We start from the raw sequence: 26,246 nt of genomic DNA on the forward strand, positions 1-26,246 counted from the left end.
CTGGCGCGCCCCCGCGCCCTCCTCAGCCCGCTGGCCTCGGAGCGTCGCCCGACTTGGAACGCGTGTTCAGCCCTTCGGAACCGGCGGCGTCTCGACGTCCAGGCTGAGCAGCGCGCCGCCGTTGGTCATGACGAACGCGCGCCGGCCGTAGGCGGCCGGCGTCATCGCGATGCCGCCGCCTGTCTCGATGCCGTCAATCACGGCCCCGTCCAGCGGCGAGAACAGGAAGATCCCGTAGCGCGTGGTCGTCACCAGCAGCGCCCCGGCGAACGGCACCGGGGCCGAGATGCCGCCGTCGGGCAGCTCCCGGCGCCAGATCGTGCGGCCATCCTCGGGATCGATGGCCCACAGGCCGGTCATGCCGGACGACGCGAGGAGCACCTTCCGCTCGGGCACGACCGGGCCGCCGCCGCTCCGCGGCTGGTGCGCCGGCTGGTGCCACAGCGCGAGCTCGGTCACGCCGACCGCCGCCTCGTTCACCCAGGCCCGGGTCCCGTTCTCGGCGTCGAGCGCGAAGACCCCGCCCGCGTAGCCCGCCACGAAGACAACGTCGCCCGAGGCGATGCGGCCGAAGACCGGCGTCGTGTCCGTGTCGAGGTACTTCGGCGTCTGGCCGCCCGCGCTCTGCTCGGCCTCGGCCGCCAGATCGACGAGCGCCCACTGCTCGGACCCGTTCTTGAGGTCGTACGCCATCACGACCCCATCGGAGAACGCTGTGTAGACCTTGTCCCGCCCGAGCGCCGGGCCGGCGTACCCGGAGATCTCCATCCCGAACGCCGGCGTCCGGTGCTGGTGCCACCGCATCGCGCCCGTCTCGGCGTCGAGCGCGATCAGCGTGTCGTTCGCGTTCGTCACGTAGACCACGCCGTCGCGCAGCACCGGCCGGCGCGTGACCTCGGCGTTGGTCATGAAGCGGTAGAGCAGCTTGCCGTCCGAGGCGCGCACCTTGTAGAGCGCGCCGTCGTTCGAGCCGAAGTAGACCGCGTCCGACGCGGCGTCGTAGTGCGGCTCGCTCTGCACCGGGCCGAGCGTCTCGAAGCGCCAGAGGACGTCGCTCGTGTCGGCGCGCACCGCGTACAGGCCGTGGTCGCTCGATCCGACGAAGATGCGCCGGTGCTCCACGTCGATCTCGGGGCGGCCGCGCTCGTACGCCTCGCCGACCTTGCGCGTCTCGGCGGTGATGTCGCGGCGCAGCGTGATGCCGAGCGCGCTCCCCGGGTGGTGCAGCCAGAGCGGCGCGTCCGGCGCCGCGGCGACGCCCAGGTTGCCGCAGCCGCCGAGCGACGCGAGCCCCAGGAGCGCGAGGCCCGCGACCCGGCTAGCGCTGCGCATCGCCCGCCTTCTTCTCCGCGTTCTCACGCGCCCGGCGGATGAGCTGCTCGATCTCCTCCGGCGTCATCGACTGGCCCTTCGGGCCGCCGAACGCGGCGCGGGGCGGCGCGGCGGCCGGATCGATCTTGCGCAGCATCTCCTCGACGACCGCCTCGAGGAACTGGAACGGGACGCCTTCGGTCGACGGCGCCTGGAGCTTCTCGTGCGCGCTCTTGAGCAGCTCCTTCGCCTTGTCGCTCTCGCCCTTGGCCAGGTGGATCCGCGCCTGGTGGTACTGCGCGAGCTCCTTGTAGCCCCGCATGTCGATCGCCTCGAGCTCCTTGAAGGACGCGAGCGCGCCGTCGAGGTCGCCCTTGCCCTCCTTGGCGAAGCCGATGCCCTCGATGGCGCGCCCCTTCACGTCGGGATCGGCCCCGGCGAGGGACGACGAGACCACCGCGCTGTACGCCTCGAGCGCGTGCGCGTAGTCCTTCTTGTCGAGCAAGACGCCGGCCTGACCGAGCTTCGCCAGGATCGCCGCCCCGGAGCCGCCGTGCTCGTCGATGACCTTGTTGTACGCGGCGAGCGCGGTGTCCGACCGCTCGTCCGCGGTCTTGAAGGTCCTCGTGACGTCGAGCTCCTTCTCCTCGTCGGTGCGCGAGTCCTCGGCGAGCACCCTGCCCCGGTCCGCGGCCACCGCGCTCGCGAGCGCCGCCGACGACACCGCGTCCTTCTTGTCGGCGCGCGAGAGGTAGAACAGCACGCCGCCGGTCGCGACGAGCGCCGCCAGCACGCCCCACTGGACGATGTGAAAGTTCTGCTTGATCCACCGGCCCGCGCCCGTGGACATGCGGCTGAGCGCGTCCTCGACCATCTCGCCCGGCAGGAGCTGGACCGGGCGGCGCCCGGCGGCCTGCTCCCTGCGGCGCGCGAGCAGCTCCTTCGCGCGGGCGTTCTTGTCCTTGGGCAGCTCCTCGCCCGTCGCCTTCTTCTTGCGACGGCGCGTGGTGGCCTCCTCGCGGCGGCGGGCCGCGCGGTTCGGCGGGGCCTCGACCGCGTCGTCGGCCGCCGCGTCCGCCGCGGCGGGCGCCTCGCCCTCCTCGGCGACGCCGAGCGCCTCGGCGACGCGCTGGGCAGCGTCATCGCCGCGCTCGTCGTCGGCTTCCTTCACCGGAGCGCCGCGAGGTGGCCGCGCCGGGGCCGCCTCCGCCGCCCCGTCGTCGTCGCCATCGCTCCGCGCGGCAGCGCCCTCGTCACCCCGCGCGAGATTCTCTTCGGCCTTCTCTCGGTCCTTGTCCGACACGCGGCGGACTCTAGTCTCGCGGCCTGCGGCGTCAATCTGGCCGGTGAGCCGCGGGCGCTTCATCGCCGGAGCGCGGCGGGGCGCCGGGGTCGCCCGCGTCGCCCGGGGACCAAGGCGCGGGCGGCGGGGGCGGGATCTCGTCGCTCAGCGGGACGACCGCGCACGCGAAGACCTCGACGTTCTGGGTCGCATAGACAACGAAATCGGCGTAGCTGCCCGGCTGGGCGCCCGTCGCGGGCGGCAGCGTCGCGAACGCCTCGGTCGGCTCGCTCCCCGGCGGGATGACGAGGGTGACCGCGCGCTCCGCGTCGAGCTCCGGCGCGCTGGCCGGGACGATCGACGCGCCGTCCCGCTTCGGCGGGCGCCCGCCGCGCTTCGGGCTGCCGAAGCGCACCTCGCCGGGGCGGCCGTCGTCGCTCCGCGCGCGGCAGAGGACGCGCACGCCCTTGCCGTTGCCGGCCTTCGGGATCACCACGCCCAGGCCCACCCCGCTCTTCGCGAAGCGGCGCAGCCGGCCGAGATCGCGCTCGCGCGGCCCGCCGAGCAGATCGAGGATGTCGGCCCGGAGCGCGAAGCCGAGCCCCCCGGGCAGCGGATCGGGCGTGCCCAGCATGCGCAGGAGCGGCGCCCGGAGCTCCGGGCCGGCGCCGAGCTTCACCAGGGCCTCGGCGATCGCGACGCGCGCGGTCTGGTACGGCTCCTGGCTCAGCCGCTCGGCGAGCGCCGGCCGCGCGGCGTCCTCGCCGATCGCGGCGAGCGCGGCCGCGGCGTGCGGGCGGAGCCGCACGTCGCCGAGCGCCGCGATGAGCGGCGGCAGCGCGGCCTTCACCCGGATCTTCGCGAGCGCCTCGACGATCTCGCGCGCCCGCTCGAACGGCGTCGCCTCGGCCGGATCGGCGGCGCCGCCGTCCTGCTCCGCGCCCCGGACCACCTGCCTGAGCCACGCCACGAGCACGTCGTCGCCGCGGCGATCGCCCGCCTCCGCCAGCGCGAGCGCCGCGAGGCGGCGCCACTTGCGATCGGGATCGACGACGAGATCGCGCGTGAGCGGCGCGCCCTCGCCGAGCCGCGTGAGCGAGAGCGCGGCCCAGCGCCGCACCTCGTCGTCCTCGTCGCGCACGAGCGCGAGCCGCAGCGACGGCGCCGCCTCGGCGCGGCGCAGATCGAACAGCACCTCGCCCGCCTTGCGGCGGATCGCGACGTCCGCGTCGTCGAGCAGCGCCGCCACCTCGACCACCGCGTCGGCGTCGCCAGCGATGCCGCGGCGGAGCGCGTCGGGCCAGCCCTTGCCCTCCTTCCGGAGGCCGCGGACCTCGTAGCGCCCGTGCGACGCCTCGACCGCGCGCAGCTCCGACCGCATCGCCCCGAGCTCGGCGGGGCGCAGCGCGGAGATGTCCTGCGCCTGGCGCGGATCGGTCGCCACGTCGTAGAGCGCGCAGGCGCCGATCTTGCGCGCGCAGACGAGCCGCAGCGTGCCCTTGGCGAGCAGCGTCTGCGTGTCGGTCTCGGCGAACGCGAAGCCCGGGAGCGAGGGCGGCGCGCCCGGCGGCGCCGCCTGGCCCTGCTCCGCCGCCTCGTCGCCGCCCGCGAGCAGCGGGCCGAGATCGGCGCCGCGCACGCGCGCCGGCCGCGGGATGCCGAGCCCCGCGAGCACCGTCGGCAGGAGATCCACAAGCTGCACCGGCGCCTGCACCGCGCGCGGCGAGAGCAGGCCGGGCGCGCTCACGATGAGCGGGACGCGCGCCTGCTCCTCGTAGACAGTGGTCCCGTGGTAGCGCCCGCCGTGCTCGCCGAACTCCTCGCCGTGGTCGGCCGTGACGATCACGACCGCGTCCGGCCGGCCCTTGCGGATCTCGTCCACGATCGCGCCCACGCCCGCGTCCGCGACGGCGATCTCGGCGTCGTAGCGGTCGATGTCGCGATCGCCGAGCGGGTGCTCCGGGTGCGCCTCGTACGGCTCGTGCGGCTCGAAGAGGTGCACCCAGAGGAATGCGCGCTGGTCCGGCTCGAGCCCGGAGACATAGCTCCGCACCTGCTCCACCCGGAGCTGCGCGCTCGCGAACTCGATCTTCTGGTACTCGAAATCGAGCGCCCGGTCGCGCAGGGCGCCGAAGCGCTCGCCGTCGATGAAGAACACCGCCGGCGGGTAGAAGCCCGCCGTCTTGTAGCCGTAGCGGCGCAGGTGCTGCGCGAACGTCTCGGAGTCCTCCCCGAGCCCCTGCAGCACGAGCGGGCGGATGTACTTGCCCGTCATGAGGGACGACACGGCGTACGACGTGTGCGGCGTCGGCGTGTAGGCCGCGTCGAAGCGCACGCCCTCGGCCGCGAGTCGGTCGAGGTTCGGCGTGATCTTCCGGCTGTAGCCGTACGCCCCCACGTGATCGGCGCGCAGGGCGTCGACGCTGATCAGCACGATGTCGCGCCCGCGCAGGTCGATCGCGTGCCCGCTCGCGCGCTCGTCGAGCGGCGCGGCGTCGAGCGGCTCGGGCGGCGAGAGCACGGCGGCGAGCTCGACAACGTGGCCGAGCAGCGGGCCGTGGGTCGCGTAGATCAGCCGGATGTTGTCCGCGAACGCGAGCCGGTCCGCCGCGCCGGGCGCGAGCGCCGCGCCGAACGCGAACAGGACGAGGGAGAGCGCCGCGCGCACCAGCCTGGGCGAGCGCCGCTCGCGTTGCTCGCGTTGCTCGCGTTGCTCGCGTTGCTCGCGTTGCTCACGTTCGCCGCCGTCGCGCGCCGCGCGCACGGGCAGCGCCGGGGTCGCGAAGGTCGCCGCCGCGAGCGTGAGCGCCGCGAGCCCGAGGTGGAACGCGGCATAGAGCCGCGGCAGGACGCGCGCGTTCGCGACCTCGAGCAGGACGACCGCGCAGATCGCCGCGAGGAGGAGCCACCGGCCGGAGGCGACGACGCGCGCTCGCTTCAGGGCGCGGGCGACGCGCGGCGCCGCCGCGAAGGTCGCGCCGGCCGCGACGAGCGCCAGCGCCGCGACGAAGGGCGCCCGCCGGCCCCCCTCGAACATGCGGCCGGCCGAGACGCCGAAGCCCACCGCGCCGCCGAAGGCCCCGGCGAGCAACGCGGCCACGGCGCGGAACCCCGTGCGCTCGGCGCGCATGACGATCTCGAGCACGGCGCCGAGGAGGGCGGCGCACGGCGCAGCGGCGGCGAGCGCGAGCGGCAGGAGATCGCGCGCGGCGCGGCCGAGCTCGTAGGGCCCGACGAGCTCTCGCCACCGCAGGGCGCCGACGACCACGAGCTCGGCGAGCGCGAGCGCCGCGAGCGCGAGGTAGGCGTCCGCCATGCGCCACCCGATCTCGGTCTCCAGCTTCCGCGGCGGGGCCTCGGAGTTCCCGCTCGGGAACGTGGCCCGGCTCGGCGCCGGCGCCGGCGTGGACGGCCGCGACGGCCCGGCCTGCGGGCGCGGCGCCGCCGGAGCGCGGTGGCCCGGCGCGCCCTGGACCGAGGTGCCCGCGAGCGCCTCCGCGGCGGCCGTCGCGTCAGGCCGGCTGCTCAGGGCGCCTCGCCCGGAGGGCACGGGCCCCCCCGGGTGACGGCCGGCGCCCCCATGGCCCCGCGGGCGCGCCGGAGCGCCCCCGTTGCGATCGGTCATGCGAAGGTGACTTCGAGGATCTCGTAGGTGCGCGGCCCGGCCGGCATCATCACGCGGACCTCCTCGCCGACCTCGTGACCCAGCAGCGCGCGCGCGAGCGGGGAGGCGACGGAGATGCGACCGACCTTGAGATCGGCCTCCTCGGGCCCGACGATCTGGAAGCTCTGCTCCTCGTCCGTGTCCACGTTCGCGAGCTTCACCTTGGCGCCGAACTGGACCTTGCTGCCGCTCAGCTTCGACGGATCGATCACCTCGGCGCGCGAGAGCGTCTGCTCGAGGTAGCTGATGCGCGCCACGATCATACCCTGCCGCTCCTTGGCGGCGTGGTACTCGGCGTTCTCGGAGAGGTCTCCGTGCTCGCGGGCTGTTCCGATGTCCTTGACGACCTGCGGGAGGTCGACCTCTTTCAGCCGTCGCATCTCTTCACGGAGCCGCACTTGCCCCTCGGGCGTCATCGGTACTTTCTCGGAGGACATGGTGGGACGCTTCTAGCATGGCTCCCGGCCGGGAGACGACGGTGCCAGGCCGCGCGGACGCGGAACGCGGCAGGCGCCGGCCGCCGGGCTTCCCTACCCCCGCCAGCGCACGATCTTCCGCGGCAGCCGCTGCGCGTGGGCGTCCGCGGATTTCGTCGCGCTCCGGACGAGGGCCGCCGCGGTCCGGCAGAGGTCCTCGGGGCGCGGCCCGCCGGGCGGCACGGCGGCGGCGTCCACCGTCGCCGTGGCCGCGCCGGTCGCCTCGGCGATGCGCACCTCGACCGGGACGTCCGCGTCCGGGAGCCGCACGAGGCCGCGGTAGACGAGCTCGCCCGGCGCGCCCCCGGGGTCGGTCCGCTCCAGCACGTAACGAGCGCCGGAGGACGGCCGGCCGGTGGCCTCCGTCACAGCCGCGGCCTCGAGCGCGCGGGGGCCGACGCCGCCTTGGCGGGCGCGCGGCCGGCGCCCATCTCGTCGAGGAACCGACGCGCGGCCACGGCGAACGGCCCGCCCCAGTCCCGGATGACCGACTCGAACACCGCGCGCGCCTCGTCGCGCTTCTTCATCTTGAGGAGCGTCTCGCCCTTGAGCACGAGCGCCTCCGGGTCGAGCCCGGAGCCCGGGAAGGTCTTCAGCGCGTAGTCGATCCGCGCGAGGGCCGCGTCGAAGGCGTCCTCCTTGAGGTAGTAGCGCGCCACGTAGAGCTCGTGGCGCACGAGCCGCCCCGTCACGACCTCGAGCATGTAGGCCGCGTCCTCGCGGTAGCGGCTGCGCGGAAACTGCCGGAGGAACGTCCGGATCTCCCTGTGCGCCTCGATCGTGGTCGCCTGATCGCGCTCCTCGGCCGGCGGCAGGAACACCGTGTCGTCGATGTCCAGGAAGAGCGCCTTCGCCATCCTGTACTTCGCGTACTCGACGTTCCGATCCGTCCGGTGCTCCTGGATGAACGCGCGGTACGCCGAGATCGCCTCGGGGTACTTCCCCTGCTCGAACTCGAGGTCGGCGATGCGGAGATCGGCGAGCCGCGCGTAGCGGCTGTAGGCGAAGCGCCGCTTCAGCTCGGTGAAGAGGGCGCGCGCGTCCTCCCAGTCCTTGGCCTGGAACGCGGCCATCGCCTCGTTGTACGCGCCGCGCGCGTCCTCGGTGTACGTGAGGGTGGCGGTGCGGCCGTCGTTCAGTTCGAGGTCGCAGCCCACGAGCCCGCCCAGGGTGGCGAGGCACCCGGCGAGGGCGAGGACAGCGGCGGAGGGTCTCATCGAGCACGCCTCGTACCCAATCCGGCGCCGGCGCGCCAGGGCTTCCGCCGCGGAGCCGGCCGTGGGCGTCTTTGCTCCTGCGTCGTGGCGCGCGGCGGAGCTGCGGTATGGTCGACGCCATGCCCGCCTCCTCTCCGGCGTCTCCTCCAGCGGCCCCGGCCCCGACGCTGCACCCGGGCGGCGCCGCCGCGCCCACGGTCCTCGTGGTCGACGACGAGCGCAACATCCGCCGCACCCTCGCGCTCGTCCTGCGGGGCGAGGGGTACCACGTCGCCGAGGCCCCGAGCGCCGAGGCGGCGCTGGAGCTGCTCGCGCACGGCGACAGCCCCGTCGACCTCGCCCTGGTCGACCTGCTCCTGCCCGGCATGAACGGCCTCGATCTGCTCCAGCGCGTCCGCCAGGACGACGCCACCCGCGAGCTCCCGGTGATCGTCATCAGCGGCCACGCGACCGTCAACGACGCCGTGAAGGCGATCAAGCTCGGCGCCAGCGACTTCTTCGAGAAGCCGCTCAACCGCGAGCGCGTCCTCGTGGGGGTCAAGAACGCGCTGCAGAACTCGCGGCTCGCGCGCGAGGTCGAGGACCTGAAGGCGCAGGTGCAGTCGCGCTACGAGATGATCGGCCAGAGCCCCGCGATGCAGCGGCTGTTCAAGGAGATCGATCGCGTCGCGCCGACGAAGGCGAGCGTGCTCATCACGGGCGAGAGCGGCACGGGCAAGGAGCTCATCAGCCGCGCGATCCACCGGCTGTCGCCGCGAGCGCGGGGACCGTTCGTCCGGGTGAACTGCGCCGCGATCCCGCGCGAGCTCATCGAGAGCGAGCTCTTCGGACACGAGCGCGGGGCGTTCACCGGGGCGAGCGGGCCGAAGCGGGGCTTCTTCGAGCAGGCCCACGGGGGCACGCTGTTCCTCGACGAGATCGGCGACATGGATCTCGCCGCGCAGGCCAAGGTGCTGCGCGCGCTTCAGTCGGGCGAGATCTGCCGCGTGGGCAGCGAGCACAGCCGGCACGTCGACGTCCGCGTGCTCGCCGCGACGAACAAGGACCTGTCGCGCGAGGTCGCCTCGCTCCGCTTCCGCGAGGACCTCTTCTTCCGCCTCGCTGTGTTCCCGATCAAGAGCCCCGCGCTGCGCGATCGCATGGAAGACCTGCGCGCGCTCGCCGACGCGTTCATGGCGGCGTTCTGCAACGAGAACGGCCTCAAGCCGAAGGCGATCGACCCGGTGGTGTACGCCGCGCTCGAGCGCCGGAGCTGGCCGGGCAACGTCCGCGAGCTGAAGAACGTGATCGAGCGGGCGGCGATCCTCTCGAGCGACGTCGTCACCATCGCCGATCTCCCGGAGGATCCGCACGAGAACCCGTTCGAGGACGACGCGCAGGGGGCCGCCGGGGAGGGATCGATCGCGCCGCCGCCGCACGGCGCGGCCGATCCGCCGGCGGGCGCGGCCCGCCACGAGCCGGAGCGCCCCCGCCTCACGCTGCGCGAGTTCCGCGATCGCGCCGAGCGCCGGTACATCGTCGAGGTGCTGGCCAGCCTCGACTGGAACATCTCGCGCGCGGCCGTGGTGCTCGGCGTCGAGCGCACGAACCTGCACAAGAAGATCCGCGCGTACGGCATCCAGCGCGGCGAGGCGCCGTAGCGCCGCGCGGGTGGCTGTGCGCACGGCCCCGCCCGGGAGGCCGGCGCTCGGCCTACGCGGCGCCCTCGAGCGCCTTGCGGACGGCGCGGAGGAGCGACTCGGCCGTGAACGGCTTCGCCAGCAGCGGGGCGTCCGGCCGGGCGGCGCGCGGGCCGTCGAGCGCGTCGCCCGTGTAGCCGGACATGAAGAGCACCCTCATGTCCGGCCTGAGCTTCGCGAGGCGATCGGCGAGCTCGCAGCCCGACATCTCGGGCATCAGCACGTCGGTCAGCAGGAGGTCGATGCGCCCGCGCTGCGCCTCGCAGACGCGCATCGCCTCGCGCGGCCCGCGCGCCGTCAGCGTCGTGTAGCCGCCCTGCGCGAGGATCCGGCTCGCGAGCGTGACCACCGCGACCTCGTCGTCGGTGACGAGCACCGTCCCGCCCTCGCCCCGGCCCGGCGCCGCCCGGGCCTCGCGCCCGCGCCGCGAGGCCACCGGCCGCGCCGCCGCGAGCGGCAGGTAGATCTCGACGCGCGTGCCCTGCCCGGGCTGCGACGCGAGCTCGATGTGGCCGCGCCACTGCTTGACGATCCCGTAGACGGTGGCGAGCCCGAGGCCCGTCCCCTTCCCCCGCGGCTTCGTCGTGAAGAACGGCTCGAAGGCGCGCGTCCTCACGTCGTCGCTCATCCCGCTGCCGGTGTCGCGCACGACGAGGCGCGCGTACCTGCCGGGCGGGAGCGCCGGGTGCGCGTCGTGCAGGCTCCCCGCGGCGCCGACGCGCACCGCGCGCGCCTCGATCGACAGCTTGCCGCCCTCCTCCATCGCGTCGCGCGCGTTGAGCGCGAGGTTCATCACCACCTGCTCGATCTGCCCCGCGTCCGCCAGCACCCGGCAGCCCGAGGGGCCGAGCGCGATCGCGAGCTCGACAGCGCCGCCAACCGCGGCGCGGAGCGCGCCGTCCATCGCCCGCACCACGTCTCGCAGGTCGAGCACGACCGGCTGGGCGAGCCCCCGCCGGCTCACCGTGAGGAGCTGCCGCGTCAGCGACGCCGCCCGCTGCGCGGCGCGCTTGATCTCGGCGAGGTCCTTCTGGACCGGGCTCTGCTCGTCGAGCTCCTCCATCACGAGGCTCGTGTAGTTCAGGATGATGGCGAGTAAGTTATTGTAATCATGAGCGATTCCTCCTGCGAGCCGCCCCACCGCCTCCATCTTCTGCGCCTGGCGGAGCTCCTCCGAGAGCTCGCGCCGGCGGTCCTCGCTGCTGCGCGATGTCGACAGATCGACGATGGCCCCGACCACGAGCCGCTCCCCGCCCGCCTCGGTGAGCGCCTCGGTCCGCATCACGCGGACCGCCGAGCCGTCGCGGCGCATGAGGCAGCTCTCGATCGCGCCGGCCGACGTCGGCTTCGCGCCCGCCACGCACCCGCCGAGGACGAGGTCGGCCGCCGCGAGCGCCTCCTCGCGCGAGCCGTAGCCGAGCAGCCGGGCGAGCGCCTCGTTGCAGTCGACGAGGCGACCGTCGAGCGAGGCGACGTAGAGCCCCGCCGGCGCGCCGGCCGCGAGCAAGGGGCTGTGCTCCACCGGGTCTCTCGACGTTCGTCCGCTGCTCATCGACGCGCCGTCCGTGCAAGGCCGTTCAGTCGGAGGGAGAACCCCGACAACCAGAACTGAAGCGCGGACTCCCCTCGCCTGCAACGCCGTTCACACCGGCGGCGGCGCAAACACCGCGGATCGAACGGCCGGGGCCGCCGCGCAGCGTGGGCGGTTTTGTCCTTCTCCGTCTCGACGAACTGGCCTAGACCCTCGCCGCCGGGGCTCGGGCGAGCCCCCAGGAGCGCGATCCATGCTCTTCCTCGACAGCTCCGACCCGGCCGAGATCCGCGAGATGTTCTCCTGGGGCGTGCTCTCCGGCGTGACAACGAACCCCCTCATCCTCTCGCGTGACGCCGGCTGCGTCGATCTCGAGCGGCGCATCCGCGAGGTGCTCTCGGCGTCGGCCGGCCCGGTGTCGGTCGAGCTCACGAGCGAGACCGAGGCGGCGATGCTCGAGGAGGCGCGCGCCTACCACGCGTGGGCGCCCGAGCGGATCTGCATCAAGGTGCCGTTCAGCGAGGTCGGCCTCAAGGTGACGCACGCCCTCGCGGCGCGCGGCGTGCTCACCAACGTCACGTGCGTGATGAGCTTCAACCAGGCGTACCTCGCGGCGCTCGCCGGCGGCGCCTACGTCTCGATCTTCAACGGGCGCATCCGCGACATGGGCTATGCCGCGACCCCCGTCATCGAGCGAACGCGCGCGCGGCTCGAGCGCGAGCGGCTGCGCGCCGAGATCATCGTCGGCTCGATCCGCCACCTGATGGACGTGAACGAGGCGCTCGACGCCGGCGCGCACATCGTGACCGTGCCGCCCGCCATCCTGCGGAAGATGCTGCACAACCCGAAGACCGAGGAGACGATCCGCGAATTCAACGCCGCCTGGGAGAAGCGTGCTAAGTAGCCGCGCGTGAACGCCGAGCCCGGCCACGCGCGAAACGAAGGCGAATTTCGAGGGCCGCGCCCTCCCGAGGGCGAGGAAGACCCGGCCCCCAGCGCGCCGCGCCCCGCCGCGCCCGAGGGCGCCGCCTCCCGCAAGTACGCGGTCGAGGAGGTGAACCGGGCCCTCGTCGCGACCGCCGGCAGGCCGCGGACGGTGCTCGACGTAGGGTGCGGGATCGGGCTCAACGGCGCCGCCGTCAAGCGCACGGGCGCGCGGGTGACAGGGATCGAGATCGCCTCCGGGTCGCGGGCGCGCGCCGGGGCGGTGCTCGACGAGGTCCTCGCCGCGGACATCACGAGCGACGCCGCCGTGCGCGAGGCGCTCGGCGATCGGCGCTTCGACCTGCTCCTGTTCGCCGACGTCCTCGAGCACACGGCCGACCCGCTCGCCGTGCTCTGCCGCTTTCTGCCGCACCTCGAGGAGGACGGCCACGTCATCGTCTCGCTCCCCAACGTCGCGGCCTGGCCGGTGCGCCTCGGCCTGCTCGCCGGGCGCTTCGACTACGAGCCGAGCGGCATCCTGGACGACTCGCACCTGCGCTTCTTCACGCGCGCATCGGCGATCGGGCTCGTCGAGCGCGCCGGGCTCGAGGTGCTCCGCGTCGAGCAGAACCCGATGCTCGTCCGCGCGGCCAAGGGCCTCATCCTGCGCGGCATGGGCGCCGGCGAGGACCCCGCCGATCTCGCGAGCTCGCTGCCGTACAAGGCGTACCAGGCGCTCGTCCGCCCGCTGGAGGACGTGGTCGCCGACCGCGCGCCCGGGCTCCTCGCGTTCCAGCACGTGATCATCGCCAGGAAGCCGCCGCGCCCCCGCCGGATGCGGCTCACCGTCGGCATGCTCACGATGGATGAAGAGGAGAGCGTCGGCGCCATGATCGGCGAGATCAGGAGGGTCGCGCCCGACGCGGAGATCCTCTGCGTCGACAGCTCCACGCGGGACAGGACCCCGGAGATCGCGGCCGGCCTCGGGGCGCGCGTGCTCCGACAGGTCCCGCCGCGCGGGCACGGCCCGGCGATGGAGCTCCTCATGTACAGCGCCGCCGCCCGGAGCGAGCTGCTCATCTACCTCGACTGCGACTTCACCTACCCCGCCGAGAACATCCCGGTGCTCCGGCGGCTCGTCGAGGAGGAGGGCGCCGACGTGGTGAACTGCGCGCGCACCCGCACGCGGCCCGCGGCCATGCCGGTCCCGAACTACCTCGCCAACCGCACCTTTGCGGCCATGGCGCACGCGATGCATGGCATCCCCACTTCGGACGTCCACAGCGGCATGCGCGCTTACCGCTGCTCGGTGATTCGCGCTTTCGATTTCGACGGCGAGGGCGACGCGCTGCCCATCGACACGCTGCTCTTTCCAGCCAAATGCGGCTACCGCGTGGTGGAGATGCCCATCGACTACAACGAGCGCGTGGGCACCTCGAAGCTGCGCAAGCTGGCCGGCACGGTGTGGACCATGATTCGCCTCCTGCGCGCGCTCCCCGTGGGCCACCGCCTCGGCGACCGCTACGAGCGCCGCTAGGCCGCGCGCGTCGCGCGCCGAACCCTCGGAGCGTCACGGCGATGGAGCGATGGCGACGCGGTGCGCCGTCGCCGCCCCTGCGTGGTCATCGCAGTGCGGTCGCCTATACTCCGCATCTTTCAACTCCAGAGGAGGCAAGAGATGCGGTTTTTGAAGGTAGTTTATGTACTGGGTGTGTCCGCGCTGATGGGCGCGGCCGCGATGGCGGGCTGCGGGGGCGATGACCCCGGCGGGACGAGCTCGAACTCGCCCGGGGGCACCGGCGGCGGGCCCAGCGGTGACTGCACGCTGCGCCACCCGGTCTGTACGGCTGTCGCGTCGGACTGCATCGCCGTCCACGACAATCAGGGCTCGACGAGGTTCGGGCTGCGCATGGCGCAGCTCACGATCACGAAGCCCGACGTGCTCGCGACCGGCTATATCGCCCGCCTCGTCGCCCAGGGGTTAACGATGAATTTGCCCCTGTGTTACCTGAACGGCACGGGGACCTTCTCCTGGCTCCTCGAGTTCGACACGATGACCGGCAAGCTGCGCACCGGCGGCGCGCTGCCCACGGAGGACCCGCTGGCGGGCTACTGCTTCGCCAACACGACCGCCGGCGAGTTCGAGATCGCCCCGACCGAGATCGACGCGCCCCTGACCGACGGCGCCTGGAGCGGGGAGGCCGAGACGCTCAATGTCCCGATCTTCCTGGAGACGAGCCCGGATCCGATCATCCTGCCCCTGCATCAGGTGAAGCTCACCGGCGCGAAGGTGTCGGCGGACAACAACTGCATCGGACGGCGCAACAGCGAGGAGCTCGACCCGCTCAACGCTTGCCTCCCGGGCCAGGACGGCGACCCGCCCGCGTTCATCAACGGCGGCAAGCTCTCCGCCTACATCACGCTGGAGGAGGTCGACCGGGTGATCGTCCCCGAGGTCAACCAGAGCCTCTGTGTCGTGCTCTCGGGCGATATCGGAGAATACGGAACCGGTGGGGAGCCCAATACCTGCAAGCGCGACGAGAACGACCAGATCGTGCTGAAGGGCGACTGGTGCAGCGCGACAAACTCGGCTGCGACGGACGACTGCGCAGACGCCTATGCGCTCGGCGGTGAGTACGCCGCCAGCGCCGTCAAGATCACCGGTCTCTGTCCACAGTAGCGCTTGCGGGGGGCTCTCCGGGGAGCGTACGATCTGTCGTGGCGTCCTGACGTCCGCGCCCAGCGGGCTCGGCGCTGCGGGTCGTGCTCTTCGGAGGGTTCCTTATGCCCCGCGTCATCAAGCATTTCTCCTCCATCCTTGTCCTCCTTGTCATCGCCGGATGCGCCGCTTCGGGCGGCGGGTGCGCCGGATGCGGAATGACCCCCCTCCCCGCCGGCTTCAAGCCCGCGGACCGCATCGAGAACGCCGGCGCGGCCCGGCTCACGCAGTCGGGCATCGAGTTCCTCGAGCAGAACCTGGGTGTCCTCGGGCGCGCGCTGCTCGGCGGCGGGGAGAGCGGCGAGATCACGTTCTCCGTCCCCCGGACCCCGGGCTCGGTCCTCGGCGGCATCATCGATTACACGCTCTGTCCCGACGGGGCCGATCCCGCGTCGACGCCCCCGGCCTGCACGGCCGAGATCGACGTGGGGCGCGCGGCGCTGCAGATCCAGCCCAGGGCGCCGCACAACCTGGTCATCGGGGGGGCCCTGCCCGTACGAATGCAGAGCCTGCCCATCTTCCTCGACGGCGGCATCCTCGGCGAGAGCACCCAGTACGTCACCCTCAACGGCAACGGCGCGTGCCCGCCCGACGAGCAGACCTTCACGAACATCGATGTCGAGGTCGAGCTCTCGGTCGAGATCGACGTCAACCCGCAGCACTCGCGCCAAGGCTACTCGCGCGTCAAGGTCGTCCGGCTCTCGATCGACCAGGATCAGCTCGAGTCGGACCTGCACCTCGACTGCGGCGGCACGTGGGTCGGCGATGCCCTGGATTTCGTAAAGCCGATCATCACGAGCTTCATGGGATCGATGTCCGACACGCTGAAGGCCCAGCTCGATCAGCAGCTCTGTCTGAAGGCGGATCCGACGCTGGACCCGGCCTGCCCCGACGGCACGAACGACATCGGCGGCGTCTGCCGCTACGGCACGCAGGCGACCGACGAGTGCGCCTCGATCCTCCTCGGCGTCGAGGGCCACCTCGACCTCGGCCGGCTGCTCGCCGGGGTCTCCCCGGGCACGCAGGGCGGGTTCGATCTCCTGCTCGCCGGCGGCGGCACGAGCGAGCGAGACGACGGCTCGGATCTCACCTGGGGCGACCTCAACCCCGTGGGCAACGGCCTCACCCTCGGCCTCTACGGCGGCGCCGAGCCGCTGCCGATCTCGAAGTGTGTGTCGCTGTCGGACATACCGCTGCCCGCGGGGATCCCGATTCCGGATGAGCTCGTCGCCAACACCGTGTCCGGCTGGCCCGCCGATCTCCCCGGCCCGCACATCGGTCTCGCCATCTCCGAGCGCTTCGCGAATTATGCCTTGAACGGTCTCTACAACAGTGGGTTCCTCTGTCTCGGGATCTCCACGGAGACGGTGCCTCTCCTCAACTCCGGCACGCTGGGGCTCCTGGCGTCATCGGCAAAGGACCTGGCGCTGCAGCGCGAGTCGCAGCAGGTCGCGCTCGTCATCCGTCCGCAGGCGCCGCCCCGGGTGACGTTCGGGAATGGCACGAGCGCCAGCGATGACCCGCTGATCCGCATCCAGCTCGAGCAGGCGAGCTTCGATTTCTACATGTGGTCGCTCGATCGGTTCATCCGGTTCATGACGGCGACGTTCGACATCGACGTTCCCATGGGCCTGACGGTCACCCCCGAGGGGCTCACGCCGGTGATCGAGGCGCTGACGGTCACAAACGGCAAGGTGACCAACAGCGGGCTCCTCCGGGAGAATCCGGAGTCGATCGCGGACGCGCTGGGCGGGCTCCTCAGCAGCCAGGTCGGCCAGCTCATCGGCGGCGGCCTTCCGGCGATCGACCTCAACGGCCCGCTCTCGGGGCTCGGGCTCTCGCTTGTCGTGCCCGAGTCGACCGACGGCGCCGGCTCCCCCGGCCTGCGGAAGCTCACGAAGGGACAGGACAACTACCTCGGCATCTTCGCGGCGTTCGGCATGCCGGCGCAGCAGCGCGCCATGAAGAGCGAGACCGGCGCCGAGCTGAGCCGCAAGGAGGTGCGGGCCGAGGGGCTCCGCCTGCCGACGATGACCCGCGACAACGGGCCCACGGCCCGGCTCGTGATGAGCTCGCCGCTCGACGACGGCACCCGGGTCGTCGAGTACTCGTACCGGGTCGACAGCGGCGTGTGGCGCCCGTTCACGCGCGAGCGCATCGTCGATCTGCGCGACGACTGGCTGCGGCTCCCGGGGCGCCACGTGATCTCGGTGCGGTCCCGGATCGCGGGCGACCCGCTGTCGCTCGATCCCACGCCGGCGACCGTGGAGATGGTGGTCGACGTCGAGCCGCCTGTCATCTCGGTGGGCGCGGCGGTGGACGGCCACGTGCCGCTCGAGGTGCGCGACATGGTCTCAGACGCGGACCGCGCCAAGGTGCGCGTGCGGCTCGACGGCGGGGCGTGGTCGCCGTGGGCGACGGCGGCGGAGATGCGGACGGTCGACGTCGGCGACGCCGTCGACATCGAGGTCGAGGCCGTGGACGAGGAGGGCAACGTCGGCACGGCGCAGCAACCGATCCTCCGCGGCCGCATGCCCATCGATCCGGCGGGCTGCGGCTGCGTCGCGGCCGGCGGCCCCAGCGAGGGGCCGCCAGGCGGCCTCTGGCTCGGCCTCGCGGCCGCCGCCGCGATCGCGCGGCGCGCGCGGCGCGGCGGCGCCCCGCGCGCGCCGACCGCGCGCGTCGCCGGACGACGCGCGCGGTACGCGCATGCCGCGCGGGGCGCGCTGGCCGGCGTCGCCGTGACAGCGCTCCTCGGCTCGCACGCCGGCTGCTCGTGCAGCGACGAGCCGGCCGTGCAGCAGCAGGAGTGCGTCGCGCCCGACTGCATGACGCTGCAGCACGGCCTGATCGGGGCCTACACGTCGGTCGCTGTGGCGCCCGACAAGCGCACGGTCTGGGTCGCGGGCTACGCGGAGGCCGACTGGCACAACGCCTTCCAGTGGGGCGACCTCGTCGTCGGTACGTGGGACGGCGAGGCGGTCGCGTGGGAGGCGATCGACGGGGTGCCCACGGAGCCCGAGGTCGACCCGACCCGGTTCGACGTGAACGGGTTCCGCGGGGGCCAGGTCGACCCCGGCGAGGACGTCGGCCTCTGGACCTCCATCGCGGTCGGCCCGGACGGCGAGCCGGCCGTCGCGTACTACGACCGCACGAACCGCGGGCTCAAGTTCGCGCAGAAGCAGGGCGACGCGTGGGTCACGAGCTCGGTGCAGCAGGCGTCGAACAGCGACATCGGTCGCTACGCGAAGCTCCTCTTCGTGAAGGGGCTGCCCGTCATCGCCTACCTGGCCATGGAGCCGGGCGAGGACGGCGCTGTCACGTCGAGCGTGCGGCTCGCGACCGGAGAGAGCGCCACGCCGCAGGAGGGCGCGTGGCGGTTCGAGGACGTCGCGACGGACGAGGCGACGCCGTGCCGCGAGTTCCTCTGCGGCGGGGGGATGAAGTGCATCCGGACCACCGGGCGCTGCGAGAAGCCCCTCGCGGGCGGCGACTGCGAGCCGGCGTGCGCCTCGGGGCAGGCGTGCATCGACGAGGGAGGCTCGCCTGTGTGCGCCGTGGTCTCCGACGGGAGCCGGACGGACACGTACCCCGAGGCGATCGGTGACTACATCGCCATGGCGCCCGACGCCGCGGGCGGGATCGGGCTCGCGTTCTACGATCGCATCCACGGCAACGTGGTGATCGCGTCGAGGGAGATGGGGGAATGGCGGACCCAGATCGTGGACGGGGCCACGCCGGACGGGGCGACCGACACGGGCGACGTGGGCATGGGGACCTCGCTGTTCATCGACCGCGCGGGGGACTGGCACCTCGCGTACGCCGATGGCCGCTCGGAGGGGCTGCGGTACGCGCGGGTCAAGGGCGGCACCGACGTCGAGGCGGCCGAGGTGGCGGACGATGGGCTCGGGATCGAGGGGGTCCCCTTCGCGGACGGGCAGCACCTCGTCGGCGACGACGCGAACGTGTTCGTGACGCCGTCCGGAGAGGTGCGCATCAGCTACCAGGACGCGACGAGCGGCACGCTGCGGCTCGCGATCGGGACGAAGAGCGGCGACGGCCACAGCTGGTTCGTGCAGGCGATCGAGCAGCAGGGGTTCGCGGGCGCCTTCTCGCGGATCGTCGAGGTGAACGGGCGGCTGCTCATCGCGAACTGGTGGCGCGTCGGCGGGCAGACCACCAAGGGCGACGTGGCGCTCGTCGCCCCCTGAGCGCCGGACAGGCGCGCCTGCGGCGCGGGACGCCGCGCGCGGAGCCCCGCCCGAACCGTACGGCCTGCGGATCGCCCTTGATCGGGCGATCGATCGGCTGACTATGCTCGGGCGGCGCGCCGGGCGCGCGCGGTTTCTGCAGCGGTCTGCAGGTGGAGCGAAGCGTCACAGGAAAGGCTTGGGACCATGAAATCGACGGGACGAACGAGCAGCAAGGCGGCGGGCAACGCATCCCCTCCCGGCTCCAGCGGGGCGCTGAACGAGGGCGGCGCGCAGGCGCGGCGCGCCCCGCAGCGACGGAAGATCGGCATCCTCTTCACCTCGTGCGTGGTCCCCGCCGCGTCGGCCGTCGCGGCGCTGCACCTCGCCGGATGCTGGCCGCTGTCTTACTCCGAGCGGTGCGAGGACGACGCCAGGTACTGCCCCGCCGACGGGACCGGAGGCAACGACAATCCGCCCGACCCCACCTGCGACGTGGATCCGACCCAGGATCCGAGCGCGGTGCGGGACCAGTGCGCTGTGTTCGCGCGCGCGGGCGCGGCGGCCGGAGGCGACGGGACGATGGCGAGGCCGTACGCGTCGCTCGCCGACGCGATCGAGAACGCGAACGGCAAGCGGGTGCTGGCGTGCTCGATCGGAGCGTTCGAGGGCAGCGTGACGGTCGGCGTGGCGGCCGAGGTGATCGGCGGCTTCGACTGCAACGCGGACTGGACGTGGAGCGCGGAGGCGCCGAGCACGATCGCGGGCGACGCGAACAAGGCGGCGCTCACGCTGACGAAGGGCGCGAGCGGCGCGAAGCTGCGGAGCTTCAAGATCGTCGCGGCCGACGCGACGGTGGCGGGCGGGTCGTCGATCGGCGTGGCGGCCGACGACATCGACGCGGAGCTCTCCAGCGTCGCCGTGGTCGCGGGCAACGCGATGGGCGGCGCGGTGGGCGAGACGCCGGAAGGCGCGCAGGACGGGGCGAGCGCTCCGGCGAGCGTCTCGAACGCATGCGTCGGCCCGGCGGCGGTCTTCGGCGGCGAGCCGGGCACCACGGAGTGCGAGGACGGCGCTGTGTCGAGCGGCGGCGTCGGCGGCCTCGGCGGCAACCTCGACGTGGATGAAGGCAACGGGCAGAATGGCCAGGACGGCACGCCGCTTCCGGCAGAGAACCCCGGCGGGACCGGCCTCGGCGGCGCTGGACAGGCGACCGCGCAGGCCAACTGCGCGCGCGGCGAGGACGGCGCGGACGGCACCCCGGGCTCCCCCGGCGAAGGCGGCACCGAGACAGGGCTGACGCTGGCGGGCCCCATCGGCGGCGAGGGCAAGCCCGGCGCGAGCGGGACGCGAGGTCAGGGCGGCGGCGGCGGCGGCGGCACGAAGGCAGGGCTCTTCTGCCCAGCCGGCCCCAACACCGTCGAGGGCGTGGGCGCCAGCGGCGGCGGCGGCGGGGCCGGCGGCTGCGGCGGGAAAGCAGGGACCGGCGGCAAGGCCGGCGGGTCGAGCATCGGGATCCTCAGCCTCGGGACCAGGCTGGTGCTGATCGACGTGACCGTCACCGTGGGCAATGCGGGCATCGGGGGCATGGGCGGCGACGGCAAGCCAGGTGGCAACGGGGGCATGGGCGCCGCCGGCGGTATGGCCTCTGGCAAGGTGGGCTCCAAGCCGGGCTGCCCCGGCGGCATGGGCGGGGTGGGCGGCGACGGCGGCCCCGGCGGCGGCGGTCGAGGCGGCCACGCGGTGGGCATCGCCTACGCGGTCACGCCGAGCCAGGCGCCGGCGCTGAGCGTCGTGGAAGGCACGGCCGGCCTCGGCGGCCTCGTCGGCCTCGGCAGCGTGGGCGACCCCACCGCAAGCAACGGCGCGCCCGGCGTGAGCGGCGCGTGCTGGGACTTCGGCGCGATGAAGAGCTGCCCGCAGCAGTGAGCCGCGCGGCGGCGCGATCAGGTGCTCAGGGAGGCCGCGCCGATCTCCGCGGTCGCCGGGCCCCTGACGCGCGCGCGCTCGGCGGCCACGAGCTCGAGGAGCTCCTGAAGGCTCGCCTGCCCGCTGTCGAGCAGCGCGCGCATCGCGCCGTCCACGGTCCCCTGCGCGCGCGCCAGGCGGGGAGCGCTCTCCCCGCCCTCCCGCGCGATCAGCATGTCGTGCAGCATCCGCCTGAGCCCCGCCATCGCCTCGGTCTTCGAGCGCATCGCCATCACCTCGCCCCCCTCGGCTAGCGGAGGCGGCGCGCTCCGACCAAGTTTCAGGCGCGCGGCAGCCTGCCCAGCGCGAGGTCCGCGGCCGCGCGCTCGACGCCCGCGAGCGCGACGGCCGGGCCTTTCCGCGGGACGAGCACCACGCGGCAGCGGCCGCGGGTCGCCGTCTCCAGGTGCGACAGCCCGAAGTCGAGCGCCGCGCCGAAGGCGAAGACGAGCGCGCCCATGCCGAGCAGCTCCGGGGAGCCCGCCCGCGCGCCGTCGACGAGCAGCGACATGCCGAGGTACGTCCCCAGCCCGAGCGCGACGAGCCCCACGTAGAGGCCGAGCCGCGGGTAGCGCACCTCGCGCGTCGCCCGGAGCAGCGCCTCGACCGGGATGTACGTCTCCTTCTCCCGCAGCGCCCGGCCGAGCAGCTCGGTCCGGCTCCGGACGGTCACGCCCCGCGGCCCGACCTCGATCGCGGCGGGCCGGCGGTACCGCAGGAGGAACCGCCCGGCGAGCCGGCCCGCGTGCATGACCAGCAGGATCCCTGTCGCCGCGAGCAGCACGAGCGCCACCGGCCCGCGCGGCGGCGGCGAGAGCTCGCCCGCGAGCCGCGCCGGGGCCCCGCCCTCGAGCTCCGGCGCGCCGGCCGGCCAGGCCTCGTCCGCGCCGTCGGCGCCCGGCGCGCGGCTCGGCCGCCGGCCGGGCGACAGCGCGTCGCGCAGCAGCGAGCGCACGATGGGGTCGCGCACCTCGTCGACCAGCGCCGCGGCCTCGGCGCGCGCGGCCGGCGAGGCGCTCCCGCGCAGCGCCGCGGCGGCGATGATCGCGCCCGCGCGCCCGAGCTGCGGCAGCGCGCCCTTGTCGGCGCGCCGCACCAGCGCGGCGACGGCGCGCCAGAGCCCCGCGGCGCGCTCGCCGAGCGCCGCGTCCAGCGCTGTCAGCGCGTCGACGGACGTGTACGTGGCCAGCCACACCAGCGCCTCGGCGACGCGCCCCTCGGCCTCTGGCCCCTCGGGCGGCGAGAGCGCGACCCCGCGCGCGAGGAGCGTGGCGAGGAGCACCCGGGTCGCGCTCCCCGCGCCCTCGGTGGTGCCGCGCTCGAGCGCCCGGATCACGTTCCCGAACCGGGTGTCCGCGTCGGCGGCCGACAGACCCGCCCGGTCGACGAGCTCCGCGAGGCCGCCCTCCAGGGTCGTACGCCGCTCGTCCGCGGCGGCGAAGGCCGCTGTATGCACGACCCGCGCGAGGTCATCGCCACGAGGGTGACCGGCAAGCTCATCGAGCACGGCGTGCGGAGAGTGTTCGGGCGTCATCGGCGCGGGCTGGTCGGATTAACTGAACGCCGCCGCTTTGGCTAGTGTTCCGAGCGGCCCGGCCGGCGCCCGGGGCCAAAGCAGCGCCGCCCGCGCGTTCCTTCGCCTCGTGGTTCCTTCTACTTCTTCCGGGCGCCGCCCTGGTCCCGCAGCGCCTGCTCCACGAAGCCCATGATCAGCTTGAGCTGCCGGTTCGTGACGTGGAGCTTCGACCAGATGACCTTCCCGTCGGTGTTGAAGGTGACCTCATCCACCACGTCGATCCGCGTGATCCCCAGGTTGATGGTCCGGAGAGCGTTCAAGGTCCTCGTGAGCTCCTGCGCGTGCTCCAGCGCTTCTGCAGCGGATTCGTCGCCAGCCGTGAGCGCGAGATCGGCGCCCCCGTCCTTCGTCGGCGTCACGGTGAGCCGCATCCACGCGAGGCTGCGCGGGAGCGCCTGGACCCCGCGGAAGGCGTTCGCGGGCGTTAGCATCGAGATCACGATGCCGGCCTCCGACGATTTGTTGAAGCCTTTCATGGACTTCAACTTGGATAGTTGATCCTCTTCTTCAGCAGGGAGGACCACGAGCAGCCGCCGGTCCGGGACCATCGCGAAGATGCGCTCGCTGCGCTCGGCGGTGGCGCGGGCGGCGGGGACGGGGGCGTCCTCGATCCACGAGCCGTTCGACCGCTGCACGATGACGTCGACGGCCGCGCGCATGGTCTCCTCGGGCGCGCGGTAGTCCATGACGGCGACGACCTTGCTGGAGTCGCGGAGCTGCGGTCCGGCGATGAGGAGGTGGTCGATGTCCCGGATCGGGTCGACGCCGGTGTCGCTGAAGAACGCCTGCCACTGCGGGATGGTCGTCAGGATCCGGCCGAACCAAGCGCCGAGCTCGTGGGTGCGCAGCCGGTCGCCGGCGATGAGCACCTGCACGTTCGGGTCCTTCGACGCGAGCTTGCCCGGCGCGCCCGCGGCGCTGAGCGGGGTGCGCAGGTTCGGGGACCCGCTCTCGTCGCCCGCGCCCCCGTCGCCCGCTGCGTCCGGGCCCGCGTCGCCCGGCGGCCTGCGGCGCGGCGGCGTGGGCGCGCCCGCGTCCGGCGCCTCCGGCGCGGCGCTCGCGGACGCCACCGGAGGCGACGGCACGGGCGGCGGCGTCGAGGGCGCCGCGGCGCCCGCCCCCGAGGGCGCGGCCTCGGCGCCGGTCGCGGAGGGCGCCGCCGCGACAGCGCTCGGGTCGTCCGCGAGGAGGTCGAGGTCGATCGGGACGATCGTCTCGCCCGCGTCGTAGTCGGTCAGCTCGCCCCGCAGCGCGAACATCGCCTCGAGCCACGAGAACAGCGGGGTCGGCAAGAGCGGCAGGTGCAGGAGCAGCGCCACGGCCGCCGCCGTCGCCAGCGCGCGCCTGGAGGCGGCGCGCACGAGCGGGACGACCCCCGCTCCCCGGCCCGCGCGCGGGGCCGTCGTCGTGTTGTTCGAGCCACGCACCGGGGTCCGTTCCGCCACGGCGGTACCCTAGCAGCAGCCGTCCGAACGGCATCCGAGCCGCTGGCGCCGGCCCCGCCGCGCGCCGCGGCTGCGTGGCATGTCCTTCGCTCCCTCGCGACGTCGCCTGCCGCAGCGTCCGCCCTCGCGAAGTCGCGAGGCGCGCTCCGCAGAGAAGTGGATCGACACGTGAGCGACCAGGTACTAAGACCGCCGAGCCGACCCGACCCGACGGGTCGATCACCAGAACGCGAGGATCGGGACGGCCGGTCCTCGCCCAACGCTGTGGATGCGATGAACCGCTCTCAGGCGCCCCGCCCACGCGGGCAGAACGACCTCGCACGACCGCAGGGCAGCGGCAACGTCCGCACCCGCGACGCGCGGAAGCCGCAACCTGCGCCGGACCCCGGCCGCGCTCCGGGCGGGGGCGCCGCGCGCGCCTCGATCGTCTCCAGCGCGCTCGGGTTCGTCGCCGCGGCGGCCGTCGCCGGCGCCGCGGCGTGGGCGAGCGGCTGCCAGGGCGAGGCGCCTCCCGGCCCGTCCACCGAGGGCCACCCGCCGCACGAGCGGACGACGTCCCTCCCGCGCCCGGCGCCGACGTCCTCGGCGCGCGCGACAGCGTCCGCCGAGGCCCCCAAGGGGATCGCGAGCGCCGAGCCCTCCGCGGCCGCCCCGGAGCCCCCCGACGAGCCCGAAAAGCCCTACACGGGGCCGCTGCTCGGCTCCATCGTGCCGCAGGCGCCGGTCTACGCGACGATGGAGTTCTCCAAGCAGCGGCTCGGCTACATCCGGCTCGGCGGCAAGGTGCCGGTCGATCCGAAGCCGATCAAGGGCGGGAGCTGCGCCAAGGGGTGGTACCGCCTCCTCGACGGCGGCTACGTCTGCGGGAGGTCGGCCACGACCGACCTGTCGAACCCCCATGTCCGCCTCGGCATCACGCCGCCGAACCTCGACGACGTGCTGCCGTACAAGTACGCGTTCAACACGACGCACGGCACGCCGCTCTACCGCTCCGTCCCCTCGAAGGACGAGATGGCGCGCTATGAGCCGTACCTCGAGTCGTCGAAGCGCAAGAAGAAGGAAGAGCAGCGGCAGCAGGCCGAGGAGCTCTACGAGCAGACCGAGAAGGAGGTCGCCGCGGAGGCGGCCGCGCCGCGCCCCGCGGCGACCCCCGACGCGGTGGCGAGCGCCGGGGCGGCCCCCGCCGTGACCGCGGTCGCCACGGAGGCTTCCGCGACCGAGGACAAGGCGGCGGCCGTGGCCGCGGCCGCGTCGCTCGGCATCGCCACGGCGCCGGTCGAGGAGGAGCCCGAGAAGCCCTGGTGGGAGAACGTCGACGACAAGGGCCGGCCGCTCAACGTCACGCTCGCCGATCTCGACAAGGACGCGGACTCGACCGTCGCGAAGCGGATGGTGAAGGGCTTCTTCGTCGCGGTCGACAAGACCTTCGGCTGGAACAGCCGGAGCTGGTACAAGACGACCGCGGGCCTCGTCGCGCCGAGCGACCGCATGTACATCATCAAGCCGCCGACCTCGCAGGGCATCGACTTCCCCGAGGGCGCGAAGGCTGTCGGCTTCATCCTCTCGAAGACGTCGAGCAAGTACCAGTTCGACGCCGAGATGAAGTCCGTGTCCGTGGCGGGCTCGCTCGAGCGCTTCGCGGCGTTCGGCCTCACGGGCGATGTACACAAGCACAGGTCGGTCGTGTACCGGAAGACGACCGAGGGCTGGTGGATGAAGGGCGCCGACGGGACGTACACCGACGTCGGCAGCCCGCCGCCGGACCTCGCGCCGGGCGAGAAGTGGATCGACGTGAACCTGTCGCGCAAGACGCTTGTCGCGATCGAGGGCGACAGGCCCGTGTTCGCGGCGCTCGTCTCGCCGGGGAGGCGCTCGAAGGACAAGAAGAAGGACCACCCGACGCCCACCGGCGTGTACCGCATCCGCGAGAAGCACATCGCGACGACGATGGACGGCGACGGGACGGTCGCGGGCGATCTGCCGTACAGCATCGAGGACGTGCCGTACGTCGCGTACTACGACGGGTCGTACGCGCTCCACGGCGCCTTCTGGCACTCGAACTTCGGCCGGGAGATGAGCCACGGCTGCGTGAACCTCTCGCCGCTCGACGCGAAGAAGGTCTTCTTCTGGAGCGAGCCCAGGCTGCCCCGCGGCTGGCACGGCGTCTGGTCGACGCCGGAGAACCGCGGCACGCTGGTGTCCATCCACGAGTGAGCGGGCCGCGAGCGAGCGGGGCCGCCCCTCCCCCGCCCTGGCGCTCCGGC

General features: G+C 73.6%; 18 protein-coding genes. 8 read left to right on the forward strand and 10 right to left on the reverse strand.

The features are described from left to right. Window positions 1-66: 66 nt before the first annotated feature. The 3 genes from WMF42_RS18100 to WMF42_RS18110 are packed head-to-tail and all read right to left on the reverse strand — an operon-like array spanning window position 67 to window position 5,909. Window positions 67-1,332, reverse strand: a complete 1,266-nt coding sequence (locus tag WMF42_RS18100) for an outer membrane protein assembly factor BamB family protein (protein WP_437693334.1) — start codon at window positions 1,330-1,332, stop codon at window positions 67-69. Further along, complete coding sequence (locus WMF42_RS18105) at window positions 1,319-2,614, reverse strand: tetratricopeptide repeat protein (protein ID WP_437693335.1); 1,296 nt, start codon at window positions 2,612-2,614, stop codon at window positions 1,319-1,321. The genes WMF42_RS18100 and WMF42_RS18105 overlap by 14 nt, the downstream gene beginning before the upstream one ends. A gap of 31 nt (window positions 2,615-2,645) precedes the next feature. Then, window positions 2,646-5,909, reverse strand: a complete 3,264-nt coding sequence (locus WMF42_RS18110) for a sulfatase-like hydrolase/transferase (RefSeq protein ID WP_437693336.1) — start codon at window positions 5,907-5,909, stop codon at window positions 2,646-2,648. Here WMF42_RS18110 and WMF42_RS18115 point away from each other — a divergent pair. Next, window positions 5,908-6,159, forward strand: a complete 252-nt coding sequence (locus WMF42_RS18115) for a hypothetical protein (protein ID WP_437693337.1) — start codon at window positions 5,908-5,910, stop codon at window positions 6,157-6,159. The two genes, WMF42_RS18110 and WMF42_RS18115, sit on opposite strands and share 2 nt — an antisense overlap. A gap of 55 nt (window positions 6,160-6,214) precedes the next feature. Here WMF42_RS18115 and greA read toward each other — a convergent pair whose 3' ends face one another. From greA to WMF42_RS18130, 3 genes are all read right to left on the reverse strand, one after another. Continuing rightward, a complete protein-coding gene (gene greA, locus WMF42_RS18120) occupies window positions 6,215-6,694 on the reverse strand; it encodes a transcription elongation factor GreA (protein ID WP_061611225.1) in 480 nt (159 codons plus the stop codon). Window positions 6,695-6,787: 93 nt separating this feature from the next. After that, window positions 6,788-7,102, reverse strand: coding sequence for a hypothetical protein (locus WMF42_RS18125; RefSeq protein ID WP_437693338.1), 315 nt, complete (start codon window positions 7,100-7,102; stop codon window positions 6,788-6,790). Further along, entirely contained in the window at window positions 7,099-7,950 is an 852-nt protein-coding gene (locus WMF42_RS18130) for an outer membrane protein assembly factor BamD (protein ID WP_061611227.1), read from the reverse strand. Before WMF42_RS18130 ends, WMF42_RS18125 begins: the two co-directional genes overlap by 4 nt. A gap of 119 nt (window positions 7,951-8,069) precedes the next feature. Between WMF42_RS18130 and WMF42_RS18135 the strand changes: the two genes are divergently transcribed. Beyond that, entirely contained in the window at window positions 8,070-9,590 is a 1,521-nt protein-coding gene (locus tag WMF42_RS18135) for a sigma-54-dependent transcriptional regulator (protein ID WP_061611232.1), read from the forward strand. A gap of 52 nt (window positions 9,591-9,642) precedes the next feature. On the opposite strand, the gene WMF42_RS18140 is transcribed toward WMF42_RS18135, so the two are convergent. After that, window positions 9,643-11,151, reverse strand: coding sequence for an ATP-binding protein (locus WMF42_RS18140; RefSeq protein ID WP_437693339.1), 1,509 nt, complete (start codon window positions 11,149-11,151; stop codon window positions 9,643-9,645). A gap of 262 nt (window positions 11,152-11,413) precedes the next feature. On the opposite strand from WMF42_RS18140, the gene WMF42_RS18145 reads away from it, so the two are divergent. From WMF42_RS18145 to WMF42_RS18165, 5 genes are all read left to right on the forward strand, one after another. Next, window positions 11,414-12,064, forward strand: a complete 651-nt coding sequence (locus WMF42_RS18145) for a transaldolase family protein (protein ID WP_061611229.1) — start codon at window positions 11,414-11,416, stop codon at window positions 12,062-12,064. 6 nt (window positions 12,065-12,070) lie between these two features. Beyond that, the gene (locus WMF42_RS18150; protein ID WP_437693340.1) at window positions 12,071-13,621 is read left to right on the forward strand and encodes a methyltransferase domain-containing protein; all 1,551 of its coding nucleotides are present in this window, start codon (window positions 12,071-12,073) and stop codon (window positions 13,619-13,621) included. A 174-nt stretch (window positions 13,622-13,795) separates the two neighbouring features. Continuing rightward, window positions 13,796-14,764 carry a hypothetical protein gene (locus tag WMF42_RS18155; protein WP_437693341.1) on the forward strand — a complete coding sequence of 323 codons (969 nt, stop codon included), beginning with the start codon at window positions 13,796-13,798 and terminating at the stop codon, window positions 14,762-14,764. Window positions 14,765-14,961: 197 nt separating this feature from the next. Next, entirely contained in the window at window positions 14,962-19,014 is a 4,053-nt protein-coding gene (locus WMF42_RS18160) for a hypothetical protein (RefSeq protein ID WP_437693342.1), read from the forward strand. Window positions 19,015-19,200: 186 nt separating this feature from the next. Next, the gene (locus WMF42_RS18165; RefSeq protein ID WP_437693343.1) at window positions 19,201-20,922 is read left to right on the forward strand and encodes a hypothetical protein; all 1,722 of its coding nucleotides are present in this window, start codon (window positions 19,201-19,203) and stop codon (window positions 20,920-20,922) included. Between the two features lie 17 nt (window positions 20,923-20,939). On the opposite strand, the gene WMF42_RS18170 is transcribed toward WMF42_RS18165, so the two are convergent. The 3 genes from WMF42_RS18170 to WMF42_RS18180 form a co-directional block, all read right to left on the reverse strand. Further along, window positions 20,940-21,188 (reverse strand): hypothetical protein, encoded by a 249-nt coding sequence (locus WMF42_RS18170; protein ID WP_233562263.1) that lies wholly within the window; start codon window positions 21,186-21,188, stop codon window positions 20,940-20,942. 53 nt (window positions 21,189-21,241) lie between these two features. Beyond that, complete coding sequence (locus tag WMF42_RS18175; protein WP_437693344.1) at window positions 21,242-22,417, reverse strand: hypothetical protein; 1,176 nt, start codon at window positions 22,415-22,417, stop codon at window positions 21,242-21,244. A gap of 197 nt (window positions 22,418-22,614) precedes the next feature. Beyond that, window positions 22,615-23,982: a hypothetical protein gene (locus tag WMF42_RS18180; protein WP_437693345.1), complete on the reverse strand. Its 1,368-nt coding sequence runs from the start codon at window positions 23,980-23,982 to the stop codon at window positions 22,615-22,617. 273 nt (window positions 23,983-24,255) lie between these two features. On the opposite strand from WMF42_RS18180, the gene WMF42_RS18185 reads away from it, so the two are divergent. After that, the gene (locus tag WMF42_RS18185; RefSeq protein ID WP_061612652.1) at window positions 24,256-26,196 is read left to right on the forward strand and encodes a L,D-transpeptidase; all 1,941 of its coding nucleotides are present in this window, start codon (window positions 24,256-24,258) and stop codon (window positions 26,194-26,196) included. The last annotated feature ends 50 nt before the right edge of the window (window positions 26,197-26,246 follow it).

This window comes from Sorangium sp. So ce176, from assembly GCF_051519835.1.
Classification (GTDB): domain Bacteria; phylum Myxococcota_A; class Polyangia; order Polyangiales; family Polyangiaceae; genus Sorangium; species Sorangium cellulosum_G.